The sequence below is a fragment of the Butyrivibrio sp. LB2008 genome, from assembly GCF_000621565.1.
GTDB lineage: Bacteria > Bacillota > Clostridia > Lachnospirales > Lachnospiraceae > Butyrivibrio.
On sequence record NZ_JHXZ01000020.1, the window covers coordinates 79,364 to 90,339 of the forward strand.

Consider the following 10,976-nt stretch of genomic DNA (forward strand, 5'->3'; position numbering starts at 1 on the left):
AATCACCTGCGCAAGATGTTAGAATCAGTATCTCCCGCACAAATAAGTATTACAAGTTTTTCTATAAAAAATGGGTGCCACATTATGTTGCACCCTCGTAAATACTGCATTTGCTGATTTTTGTTATAGCTATCTCGTTTACAAAAAGTTTTTATAATTCTCATTTTTCCCAAAAAAGATCATCAAGTTTTTTATCTAATGCCTTGCAAATAGCAATGCATAGCTTAATAGTGGGGTTATAATCTCCTTTTTCAATTGCGCTTATGGTCTGTCTTGAAACATCACATAGCTTGGCGAGTTCTTCTTGGGACAAATCTTTAGCCGCTCTGGCAGACTTAAGTCTCAAATTTTTCATAAACTTCAATCCTCGCATTCTTTTTTAGAAAGCATTTTGAATACAAGCGCAATTGCTAATGCAAAGAAGTATAAGGCAACAAATGCGCCTAGGGCAAGTCTTGGCAAGAACAGTCGTTCAAATTGCTCTGATGACATTTTTTTATTAAGTATTTCTACTAACTGACAAATAAAAGATACTAACTGCAGGAAGCTGGCTATTATGCAGGTATACATTTGACTTTTAATGGTCTTTCCAAGTCCCCAAAAAGAGTCATACTTAATACAATAAATCCCCCATATAATAGCGCCTACCGTAAGTACCCCAACCAATAAAACACTTAAAACAAATTTGGGCAGTGTTCCATCTACAGAAAAATCATATAAAATAATTCCTGCAAGCATTATCATCGTTGAAACATAAGCCCTCTTATAACCCTCAGCTCTATATTTTTCCTGCATTTCATCAAAATGAATATCTGATTTTCTGCTTCGGCTTATAAAAAAAATAACCCCCACCAAAACAAAATAAATCACTAATGTAAATATTTTTTCTATCATAACAACCTCCAAGTGCACGTATAATGTATGATTCGCTTATAACATGATAATTCATTACATGATTTTTGTCAATTATATTTTACATATTGACTTGTATATTGTATATTGCACCTCTCTTTATTGGCAAATTGCAACTTACCCCTAAAAAAATACAACTTACTTGCATATTTATTTTTTATTTGCGGCTTATCCAGTATTATCCGATTATCAGATAACGAAGGAAAGGATAGGGAACGCAAATGAATTCAATCGAAATTAAAAATCTTACAAAAAGATACGGTAAATTCTATGCCGTAGATAATCTCGGATTTGAAATTAAACAGGGAGACTTTGTTGGATTTCTCGGTGTTAACGGAGCGGGAAAATCTACCACAGTAAACATGTTATCAACGATACTTACGCCGGATTCAGGTGACGCATATCTTTGCGGCTATAAGCTTGGAAAAGAAGATATGGAGATCAGAAAGACTATCGGTGTGGTATATCAGTCAAATGTTCTTGATGACCTTTTCACAGTAAAAGAAAACATTGTTACAAGATCAAAAATGCTTGGTCTCGATGACAAGACTATAAGAGATCGCTTGGCAGATCTTTCAGACATATTGAAACTCTCAGACATAATGGATAAACGTTACAGAGTCCTGTCAGGCGGGCAGAAAAGACGATGCGAAATTGCATTTGCGCTAATGCATTCTCCGCGAATACTTTTCCTGGATGAACCTACTACAGGGCTGGATCTGGCAACTAGAGTCGATGTCTGGGATGCAGTTGAGATGCTAAGAGCCAACACAGATATGACAGTATGGACTTTCTCGCTGTGCGCCGTCGGGCGCACTAAAAAAGCAACCAAGATTTCTCTCGATTACTTTTATTACTGCCTATATAGTTGTGATAGCGATTATTTCGCCAAAGCGTTTGTTACAAATGGGAACTTAATTATAAGCTCCTTATCCTTTTCAATCATGCTGAGTAGCCTACTTGCAGCTCCTGATGGATGATTGGTTCCTGCTTCCCATGCCTCAACTGTTTTATCGGAAACGCCCATATAGCTCGCAAATATCTTCTGTGACATTCCAGTTGAATTCCTAATCTTTTTTACTTCAGCAGCATCAAATACCTTAACAGGCTCAACAGTTACTTTATTTTTCCTAAGTATTGGCTTTTCGCTCTGGGCATCTTCCAATGCCTCATTAAGGCCTGCCATGATGCTCTCATAAACACTATTTTTACCCATGTTATTCACCTCCAAGGCTCTTCTTAAGAGCTTCAATGGCTTTCTTGATCTCGTTTCTTTCTTCCTTGGAAAGATTGTCCTTTTCCTTCTTAGGATAGACAGTAATCAGATATACTGTCTCAGCAAAAACAAAATCAACAAAGCAGACTCTAGCTCCACCGCTTTTTCCTTTATTCTCCATAGCAATTCTTGCCTTACGGAGTCCACCAGTTCCCTGCATGACAGGATATTTATCTGTGTGTTCCATGATGTCAAGTTCCAAAAGCCTTAAGTCTTCATCATCAAATCCAAGACTATCCCAATTACGAGAGAACTCGTATGTCTATATAAATGTTCTTGTCATACGTCCTCCTGTTAGCTTTAATGTACGCCCTATCTGATAGGGTGTCAATATGGAATTTAAGCAGTGCGCTGTGACAGCGAGCTGTGACCAATCACGACCGATTGCGCACCCACCTACAGCCATTAACTGTGTTATACCAAGTTTGTTGGAAATATAAGGGTGTACCAAGTAGCTAAAATAATAGCTACTGTAGTACGGAGAAGTTTTATAGAATTGTCTTAAATAGCTTCGGCAACAGAATTTGCCTCTGCGTATTCAGATAGATTGTAAGTCTTTGATTCGTCTGTTGGGCGGAAGTTGTAATGTATCTCCATCGAGATATTTCTTGTTCCGTCCTCAGTAATTTCTTCGTGAACAACAATTTGCTTAATCAAACGATTAAGGGTGTCAGCATCAAGCTCTGTGATATCGGCATAGTCTTTGATAAGGTCAATCCACTTTCTTGCATTTCCGTCAGTCTTGCCGTTCTTTGCCAGACGCTTCTCATCATGGGCAATCTGCTTCATCAAGTCCTCAGACTCTTTCTTGGTGCGCTCCACAAGGGAATTGAACATTGGCTCTGTGATTGTTTCTGTAAGAAAGTCCTCATAAGCCTTTGTTGTCATACGCTCCAAAGTTTCCAAGCGGTTCTTTGCCTTGCAGATGTTTCTTTGCAGTATCTCTTGCTGTTCTCTCTGTTCACTCTCATAAGCATCAGCAAGGCTTTCGGCTACGTCATAAGCATCCACAACCTCATTAGCAAGCTCCTTGATTTCATCAAACACAACGTTGTAAAGAGTATCAAACTCTATTCTGTGCTGAGTGCAATGATTCTTCCCATGTCGATTGTAGGTTACACAAGCGTAAATATCTTGTGGGTGCTTTGCATTGGTCTTACGGATTGTAAGAGCCTTTCCGCATTCACCACACTTGATAAGACCTGCAAAAAGAGAAGTTGTACCATCTCCACGGCTACACTTTCTGGACTCGATTTTCTCTTGAACAATGTCAAAAGAATCTTGGTCAATGATTGGTTCGTGGGTGTTTTCTACCACGATCCAATCCTCTGGCTTTTTCTCGTTAATTACCCCGACTTTGAACTTGTAGTTCTTCTTCTGTGATGCAATAGCACCATAGTAAACGGGATTGATTAACATATCGCCAATTACCGAATCATCCCAAACATATCTGCCGTTCTCTGGGTCTTGTATCTCCCACTTTGTGTAGTGGTTACGGATGCCACGCTGTCTGTTCCACCATGTAGGACAAGGCACTTTATTTGCTTCAAGTCTGCGCTTAATAAATGCCGTTCCATGCCCATCAAGTGCCCAATCAAATATCTGCCTAACAAAAGGTGCTGTTTCCTCATCAATGATAAGGTGTGTGGCATCCTCTGGGTCTTTCAGATATCCGAATGGAGCAACGCATCCGGTAAACCTTCCCTTCTGAGCTTGGTTCATATAAGCGGAATGCACTTTCTTGGATATATCCTTTGAATACTGTGCATTGAAAAGTGCCTTAAATGGTGCGATTTCATCATCGTACATAGTATCAATGTTGTCATTGATTGCCACGTAACGGCACTCATGCTTTGGAAACCAAATTTCACGAAGGTGTTCGGTAAAGAGATTATCTCGTCCCAGACGGCTATAATCTTTGGTAACAACCACGTTGATTTTCTTTTTCTCAACGTCCTTTAGCATACGCTGTAGGTCTGGTCGGTTTGACGTTGTACCAGAGTAGCCATCATCAATATAGACTTCCTCTACTGCCCATCCTCTCGCTCTGCAGAACTCCTCTATCATCTCACGCTGATGACCGATACTCTGACTTTCTCCATCTCGGATATCTTCATCCTCTTTGGAAAGTCGGCAGTACACGCCCACTTTGTAAGTTGGTGCAAGAAGTTCTTCCATCTGTAAATTTGTCATTCTCATACTCATCACCCGCATAATCCAGATAGACTCATGGGTGTTTTTTATCTTGAGTACTATCTGAATTATATTCCTTTCTCCTTATGTTTTCTATATCGTCATTGAGCTTTTTTCTGACCTTTAAAGCGATAGCCTCATTGAGAATGTCCTTTGCCGTTCTGTTACCGTCATAGCAACGGATAACCTTAATCTTTGTCTTTGCCAATAAATCACCCCTCTCAACAGAAAAAGCGCAATCACCTCTCTGGGTCACTGCGCTTTCTGTTATGTGTTCTATTTTGTTTTCGTTCTACAACTCTTTCATCAGCAAGTCGCTCCTGCTCTTCATGGCTCTTGTTGTATTTCAGAGTTTCGGCACAAGCAAGGTCGCTGACTTCAACCTTTAGCTCTGCGTTGATTTCATCCCTTCGCTTTACGATAGATTTAATCTCGGCTTGCCATTTCTTCGGTGTGATAGGTTCACCCTCTGGGATTATCCTACGCATCGCTTCGATGCGATCAGGATAATCTGCAAGCTGTTCCTTATGCTCCATATCATATTTCAGCTTAGCCAATCCCTTTAGGCTCAGACTCTGCTTTTTGATATCGCTGTAAGGCTTGAATCTATCCCAAGCATCAATCATTTCATACAAAAGATTTTGCCTATCAACACCTTCGTAAAATTCATCAAGCAGTGCATTGTAATGTGCTTCGTGACTATCCTTAAAAGCATCCAATTTTTCAAAGTCTGTAATGTCCTTAGCCGATGCAAACCTCATCATGTGGTCAGCATCTTGGAGCTTTTCTCTGTTTTTAATCTTCCTCAAGAACACTCCACCATAAACGGGCAATTGCAATCGCCCGTGCCTTTTGACAACAGCCTTGATGATATCGACAACCTCGTTAGTAACATCGGCAGCTTTTTTCTTGAATGCCTCGATGCTTGCGGAAGTCTGCTCGATAAAGGAAACAAGTCCTCTAATCTCCAACACCTTTCGGTTATAATCTCCACGCTCTGTAGCAATGCCTTTTTTCTCAAGAGCATTAGCACGACTTCCCAGATGGATGGTCGGCGGTTCTTCAATCCCCATCTCCTTAAAAGAACGATACTCCCACTGCTCCTCAATTTTGAGGGCTTCGTTTGTCTGATTGATTAAGTCGGTGAGGTTCTTTCTCCAAATCCTGCCATAAGATTTATCATCCCAATCATTGGTTTTCTCGGTCTTGGATTTATAGCCTTTCTTGGTTCGGATTTTGTTTCCATCCTTATCAAGAATATAGATTTTCTTCTGCTTCGGCATCCACTTTCCTTCTTCGTCGATGCTCCTTAGAGTAAGCAATAAATGAAAATGAAGATTGCGTTGTCCTTTCTCATTTACTGAATCATGGATTGCCCAATCAGCACACATCCCCTTTGAAACAAAGTTATCCATGATATATTTTCTGACAACCTCTTCTGCAACTTCATAAGTCCATGAGTTTGGAAGTGATGCTTTCATCATTCTACAGAGCTGTGCATTTTTTTGTTTCTCCACAAGCTCTACAGAGTTCCATAGCGTTTCTCTGTCAAGGTAGATGCTCGGTGCATTATCTGGCAGACTTACTTCTGCATGAACTAAATCTTCCGTAGTCTTATCTGGTCGGTGCATTGTTCCATCGTACTCAGAGAAAAGCTCTTCACGGCTGATATAACTTGCCTTGTCGATAGCTGACCCACCTTTGGCTCTGCTCACTACGGTAAAGCGTGTGCTAAGATTCTTCATCGCCTCACCACCTTTCGGGAAGGCACACGCAAAAACCTCAGATCAGGATAGCCACATTTTTTTGTGGGTATCCTTTTCTGAGGTTGCACAAAGGGGTAGGAGCGTTTTTTGCTCCAAAGGGGAAAGGTATTTTCCCCTTTTGCCCACGGCTTTTGTGGGCAATGCCGTCTGCAAGACCCCTCGGAGAGCGCACATACCATCCGAAGGGTGGTATATCTGTGCGCACCCAACAAGTTGGGTGAAAAAACATTAACGGCTTTCGGTACGTTCTGACTCATTCGACTTCACCTCGCTTTCGACAGGACTAGACTCGACTTGATTAGTAGCTCTGGCTTTAATGTCTGCAATAACTTTCTGGCACTGCGGAGTAGCAAGAGCAACCTTAAGAATTTCATTCATTTCTGATTCTTCAAAGCAATAGCACTCTTGGAAATACTTGTGAACAACACCGCCCATCATGTACTTATGGGCGTTCTCCCTTCTTCTCCTTTCCTCGTTGGCTTTCTTCTTCTCCAGAGCCATTCGATTTTTGGCTTGTTCCATCTGTCTTTGTGCCTGCTCCATTCCTTTTGTTGTTGTGATTTCTGTGTTAATCATGTTTCATTTCTCCTTTCGTTTTTTGCATGAAAAAAGGCGGGTGTTCCGTTAGGATCACAACCGCCGTAAATAAAAAAGCACCTTAGACTATTTCTAATCTAAAGTGCTCTGTAGCAATTTAATACTTAATTCGCAACAGCAAAATCCTCAATATTCATTTGAACATTCTGCGGTTCCATATATACTTGTTCTTCCAAAGGTACTTCATTAAAAATACCATTTTCTCTAATATATTCCTTTAACTTTCCAGCTACATAAGATGCCAATTCAACTGGAACTGCATTACCAACAATCTGCTCCAAATCAGTTTTCTTAACATTTAAAAAGTCAAAGTTTCTAGGAAATGTCTGTATTCTAGCTCTCTCAAGAGTAGTCAAAGGTCTTACTTTCTCTAAATCTTTTATTGCATCTCCACTATGAAACTTATAGTTTGGTGGTATAGGTCGATTTACGCCTCTTACTGTAGGGCTTGGCTCATAAATACTAAATATACCTCTTCTTGCATAAGACCTTGGATGTCTGTAATAGTATTCTGTACCAAACTCATTTCCTAAGTAATCATAAATTGACATACTCGTTGCAGCTTGACCCTTTATTAACCTTTCCTCCAAAAAACCATCTTGCCCATTCAGTTCCCCAATCAAGAAAAATCTCTTTCTCTTCTGCGGAGCACCACATTTAGATGCATCCAATACTACTTGCGACAAACCATACCCCGCATCCTTGTATTTTTTTATAGCTTTAGGAAGTGTCTCACTCTTTACGATTCTATCTACATTTTCCATTACAAAGAATCTTGGTAAAACCTCGCAAACAATGTCTGCATATCTCAATGTTAAATCAGCTCTGCCTTTTTTTTCATCTTGAAGCCCAGCAGAAGAATAATCCTGGCAAGGTGGTCCTCCGATTATCATATCTGGTGCGAACTGAGCTAAATACTGTGCTGTCAGTTCATACGCATCAACCTTTTCCGCTTCATGTCTAAAATTTGCATTGTAAATATTTAGTGCTGTTTCCCAATTATCAAACGCTCTTACTAATTCAAAACCTTGTTTAGCAAAACCATATGATAATCCTCCGCATCCACAAAATATGTCTACTGCTCTCATACCATCAACTCCTCTTACTTATTCAAACAAATCTGGCGAGTTTACAATAATAGCATCGAACCTACGCTCTGGACTAAGTAAATGCTGTCCTCCGCCTAAAATAATATTTTTTATTTCTGACTTATTTATTCTTGGTTGTTCAAGTTCCTTACAAGTCATCAACCCATGTGTTCTTGCACCATTTGTAGAAAATGCTTTATCATTCTTCGTGTTATACGACAATTCATCAATAATTGACTCACCATCAAATTGTCCCTTTTTGCTGTAATCATAAAGCATCTTAAATAACCACACCATTGTTCTTGTATGACGCGAAATTTTTGTTAATTCTTCTGGTTTTTCTGGCATAAAAAGATTTAGCATGCCATAGTCACTCCAAACAAAAACATCCAAACAATAATCTGCTAATGTTGGAGATTTACCATTTGTTTTCCAGATTGGTTCCATAACAATAGGTTTTTGCTTATCATTTTTCGTTCTAACGATTCTTTCAATGACATCTTTCATGTACTTACAGTATGGTAAAACATTCTGTGCCTCTGTCCAATCTGCAATTGAATCGGCTGTTTTCCCAATTATATCTGCAATTTCTTTTTTATTTCCATCAAACGACTCAATGATACTGCAAGCAAGATAAATTATAGTATCTGGTCTTATTACAATTTCAGAACCATAATCACTTTCTGATAAGTCACATGTTGCATTATCAGGTAGTGCAGTTAACTTGATTTCCAAACTTGATGTAATTTTACCCGTCTTACTATTCTGGATAACTAAATCATTTCTTGGAATGCTCCCTGTAACGTATTTCTGAAATGGTAAATACTGACTTTCAAATGAGAAAAATGTATCATCCGACAAAGGATTAATTCCAAAAAGAGTATCCACACCAATATAGTCTGTGAAGTTCTTATTGTTCTCATCAGCCTTAATGTAAACCGCTTTCATGTTTTTATGATACAAATAACATGCCAACGAAGCTGGGAATGAAGAGTTAAACTGATTCTTTCCCCAAGTATCACGTTTAGTATAATCCCTATTAGAATTATTTATGCCAAATAATCTTGGCTCATTGCTTGCGCTCTCCATGTGTAACCTCCAGATATTCAATATAAAGTCTTATTGCTCTACGCAATTGGGATTTGACTGTCTTAGTGCAATCAATAAATAAATCATTATCTGCCAAATAATCAATTTCTTGAATTGACTTTGGTTCACTTCCTAGCATAGAACTAACTCTAACATATCTAGAAACAACATCTCTAGCTGATTTACTTGTCAACTTTTTTTCGTTGATAAGCCACTCATTAAATACACTTTTTTCCATGACGTCAACCTCCTAAATGATAATAGCATAAGTTGACGTCAAAGTAAATCTCTTTTCAGAACGTATGTTTCTTTTTTCACTTTTTCATTTGCGCCATTTGCTTTCTTACTTAAATGTAATTTTTAATTCCAGTTTGCAAGAGTAAATTCTAGGGTTATGGAAGTTACTCTTACACATATATACTTGCCATATTGATATTCACATATAGATCTCTATATAATGTTCGGGCAGCTGATTGCCTGCCTGTGCAGATTGGAGATTTATTATGAATAAAGGCAATCAGAAACATATAACATTTGAACAACGTGTAGAGATTGAAAAAGGATTGACCGAAAACAAGTCCTTTGCTGAGATAGCAAGGATAATCGGGAAAGATCCTTCAACTGTCTCAAAAGAAGTACGTTTGCACGCTCAAGTTAAAGAACGGCCAGATCCCGGATATACAAATCCACCATGCATACACCGCAAAGACTGCCAGATAGTATGTCTGTGTGACGATCAATGCGGCAGGCTCTGTAAGATATGCAGAAAGCCTGATTTCAGATGCATAGATATATGTCCCGGTTATGAAACCGCTGAGTGTGCCAAGCTCAAGAAGCCACCATATGTGTGCAATGGATGTGGGAAGAAAACTCATTGTTCTATGCCCAGAAAGTTTTATTCGTCCAAGTATGCACATGATGAGTATCGCAGAGTCCTTGTTGACTGCAGGTCTGGTATAAACCAGACTCCGGAGAGCATACAGGCAATGAATGACATCCTTGTTCCACTGATAAAGGATAAGCATCAGTCAATAGGTCACGTATATGCTACTCATGCAGAAGAGCTTGGGTGTTCCAGAAGAACACTCTACTCTTATATCAATGATAGTGTCTTTGACGTCCGTAATGGAGACCTTAGGCGTGCTGTCAGGTACAAGAAACGAAAGAAAGCTACTCAGGCAAGTGCAAGAGATCGTTCCTATCGTAAAGGTCACAACTATGAAGATTTTCTCAAATATCTCAAGGAGCATCCTGATGTAAACGTAGTTGAAATGGACTGCGTAGAGGGCCAAAAGACTGAGAATAAGGTTATTCTGACCTTCACATTCCGTAACTGTAACCTGATGCTTATGTTCTTGCTTGAGCATCAAAATCAAGACTGTGTACTAGAAGTATTCAAGTGGTTAGAAAACAACCTTGGAAAGGAAGCTTTCAAAAAGCTGTTTCCCGTTATACTGACTGATGGTGGCACAGAGTTTTCTGCCCGCGAAGCGATGGAAACATTCAGTGACGGCTCAGAAAGTACTATAGTTTTCTACTGTGACCCTTATTGCTTTTGGCAGAAAGGTGCTTGTGAGAAGAACCACGAATACATACGTTATATCAGACCCAAGGGAAGCTCTTTTGCTGATCTTGATAAAGATAAAATTCATCGCATGATGAATCACATAAATAGCGAAAAAAGAGACAGCCTCAATGGGCACAGCCCATATGAACTATCTCTTTTACTCCTGGACAATTCGATTCATAAAGCATTGGGCCTAGAACATATAGCCCCAGATGATGTAATGCTGTGTCCAGCCCTGTTGAAATAAAATAGTTTAAGCACAGGCAGATTTCACTGCACCAGAATTTAGTCTTACACACAAGGCATGTGGAATTTAGTCTCGCACACTATTTTCCAGGTGCCCCATTAGCATGCAAAAAACTATCAAACTGGGTGCTTATGGGCTCATTATATGGCAAAAATATGAAATTGTTAAGGTGCAAAAACGGAATTTAAATCCGCATTTTGAGGCATTTATTAGCAACTGGAATTTACTTTTTCATTTAAGT

General features: G+C 39.3%; 13 protein-coding genes. 2 read left to right on the top strand and 11 right to left on the bottom strand.

Features of this window, described 5'->3' with window-relative positions:
• Positions 1-160: 160 nt before the first annotated feature.
• Positions 161-355 carry a helix-turn-helix transcriptional regulator gene (locus T356_RS0108045; protein ID WP_026514059.1) on the bottom strand — a complete coding sequence of 65 codons (195 nt, stop codon included), beginning with the start codon at positions 353-355 and terminating at the stop codon, positions 161-163.
• A gap of 5 nt (positions 356-360) precedes the next feature.
• The gene (locus T356_RS0108050) at positions 361-894 is read right to left on the bottom strand and encodes a hypothetical protein (RefSeq protein WP_026514060.1); all 534 of its coding nucleotides are present in this window, start codon (positions 892-894) and stop codon (positions 361-363) included.
• 239 nt (positions 895-1,133) lie between these two features.
• On the opposite strand from T356_RS0108050, the gene T356_RS18820 reads away from it, so the two are divergent.
• On the top strand, positions 1,134-1,892 hold the full coding sequence (locus T356_RS18820) for an ABC transporter ATP-binding protein (protein WP_051563273.1): 759 nt from the start codon (positions 1,134-1,136) through the stop codon (positions 1,890-1,892).
• Here T356_RS18820 and T356_RS20810 read toward each other — a convergent pair.
• From T356_RS20810 to T356_RS0108095, 9 genes are all read right to left on the bottom strand, one after another.
• Positions 1,793-2,128 carry a helix-turn-helix domain-containing protein gene (locus tag T356_RS20810; protein ID WP_081777782.1) on the bottom strand — a complete coding sequence of 112 codons (336 nt, stop codon included), beginning with the start codon at positions 2,126-2,128 and terminating at the stop codon, positions 1,793-1,795. The genes T356_RS18820 and T356_RS20810 overlap by 100 nt on opposite strands.
• Before the next feature lies 1 nt (position 2,129).
• Positions 2,130-2,375 (bottom strand): type II toxin-antitoxin system RelE/ParE family toxin, encoded by a 246-nt coding sequence (locus T356_RS18825; RefSeq protein ID WP_442856033.1) that lies wholly within the window; start codon positions 2,373-2,375, stop codon positions 2,130-2,132.
• Between the two features lie 314 nt (positions 2,376-2,689).
• Positions 2,690-4,387: a recombinase family protein gene (locus T356_RS18830; protein WP_051563274.1), complete on the bottom strand. Its 1,698-nt coding sequence runs from the start codon at positions 4,385-4,387 to the stop codon at positions 2,690-2,692.
• A gap of 28 nt (positions 4,388-4,415) precedes the next feature.
• Positions 4,416-4,589 (bottom strand): hypothetical protein, encoded by a 174-nt coding sequence (locus T356_RS21095; RefSeq protein ID WP_155839002.1) that lies wholly within the window; start codon positions 4,587-4,589, stop codon positions 4,416-4,418.
• A 31-nt stretch (positions 4,590-4,620) separates the two neighbouring features.
• Positions 4,621-6,126: a MobA/MobL family protein gene (locus T356_RS0108075; protein ID WP_026514061.1), complete on the bottom strand. Its 1,506-nt coding sequence runs from the start codon at positions 6,124-6,126 to the stop codon at positions 4,621-4,623.
• A 249-nt stretch (positions 6,127-6,375) separates the two neighbouring features.
• Complete coding sequence (locus T356_RS0108080) at positions 6,376-6,723, bottom strand: hypothetical protein (protein WP_026514062.1); 348 nt, start codon at positions 6,721-6,723, stop codon at positions 6,376-6,378.
• Between the two features lie 125 nt (positions 6,724-6,848).
• Entirely contained in the window at positions 6,849-7,832 is a 984-nt protein-coding gene (locus T356_RS0108085) for a DNA cytosine methyltransferase (RefSeq protein ID WP_026514063.1), read from the bottom strand.
• A gap of 18 nt (positions 7,833-7,850) precedes the next feature.
• Complete coding sequence (locus T356_RS0108090) at positions 7,851-8,921, bottom strand: HindVP family restriction endonuclease (protein WP_035780728.1); 1,071 nt, start codon at positions 8,919-8,921, stop codon at positions 7,851-7,853.
• Positions 8,902-9,159: a hypothetical protein gene (locus T356_RS0108095; protein ID WP_026514065.1), complete on the bottom strand. Its 258-nt coding sequence runs from the start codon at positions 9,157-9,159 to the stop codon at positions 8,902-8,904. Before T356_RS0108095 ends, T356_RS0108090 begins: the two co-directional genes overlap by 20 nt.
• 265 nt (positions 9,160-9,424) lie before the next feature.
• Here T356_RS0108095 and T356_RS0108100 point away from each other — a divergent pair, with 265 nt between their 5' ends.
• A complete protein-coding gene (locus T356_RS0108100; RefSeq protein WP_026513189.1) occupies positions 9,425-10,735 on the top strand; it encodes an IS30 family transposase in 1,311 nt (436 codons plus the stop codon).
• Positions 10,736-10,976 lie beyond the last annotated feature (241 nt).

Excerpts from the sequence above, each read along its gene's own strand:
- T356_RS0108045 (WP_026514059.1), bottom strand. The coding sequence starts at position 355 with ATGAAAAATTTGAGACTTAAGTCTGCCAGAGCGGCTAAAGATTTGTCC.
- T356_RS0108050 (WP_026514060.1), bottom strand. The coding sequence starts at position 894 with ATGATAGAAAAAATATTTACATTAGTGATTTATTTTGTTTTGGTGGGG.
- T356_RS18820 (WP_051563273.1), top strand. The coding sequence starts at position 1,134 with ATGAATTCAATCGAAATTAAAAATCTTACAAAAAGATACGGTAAATTC.
- T356_RS20810 (WP_081777782.1), bottom strand. The coding sequence starts at position 2,128 with ATGGGTAAAAATAGTGTTTATGAGAGCATCATGGCAGGCCTTAATGAG.
- T356_RS18825 (WP_442856033.1), bottom strand. The coding sequence starts at position 2,375 with ATGGAACACACAGATAAATATCCTGTCATGCAGGGAACTGGTGGACTC.
- T356_RS18830 (WP_051563274.1), bottom strand. The coding sequence starts at position 4,387 with ATGAGAATGACAAATTTACAGATGGAAGAACTTCTTGCACCAACTTAC.
- T356_RS0108075 (WP_026514061.1), bottom strand. The coding sequence starts at position 6,126 with ATGAAGAATCTTAGCACACGCTTTACCGTAGTGAGCAGAGCCAAAGGT.
- T356_RS0108080 (WP_026514062.1), bottom strand. The coding sequence starts at position 6,723 with ATGATTAACACAGAAATCACAACAACAAAAGGAATGGAGCAGGCACAA.
- T356_RS0108085 (WP_026514063.1), bottom strand. The coding sequence starts at position 7,832 with ATGAGAGCAGTAGACATATTTTGTGGATGCGGAGGATTATCATATGGT.
- T356_RS0108090 (WP_035780728.1), bottom strand. The coding sequence starts at position 8,921 with ATGGAGAGCGCAAGCAATGAGCCAAGATTATTTGGCATAAATAATTCT.
- T356_RS0108095 (WP_026514065.1), bottom strand. The coding sequence starts at position 9,159 with ATGGAAAAAAGTGTATTTAATGAGTGGCTTATCAACGAAAAAAAGTTG.
- T356_RS0108100 (WP_026513189.1), top strand. The coding sequence starts at position 9,425 with ATGAATAAAGGCAATCAGAAACATATAACATTTGAACAACGTGTAGAG.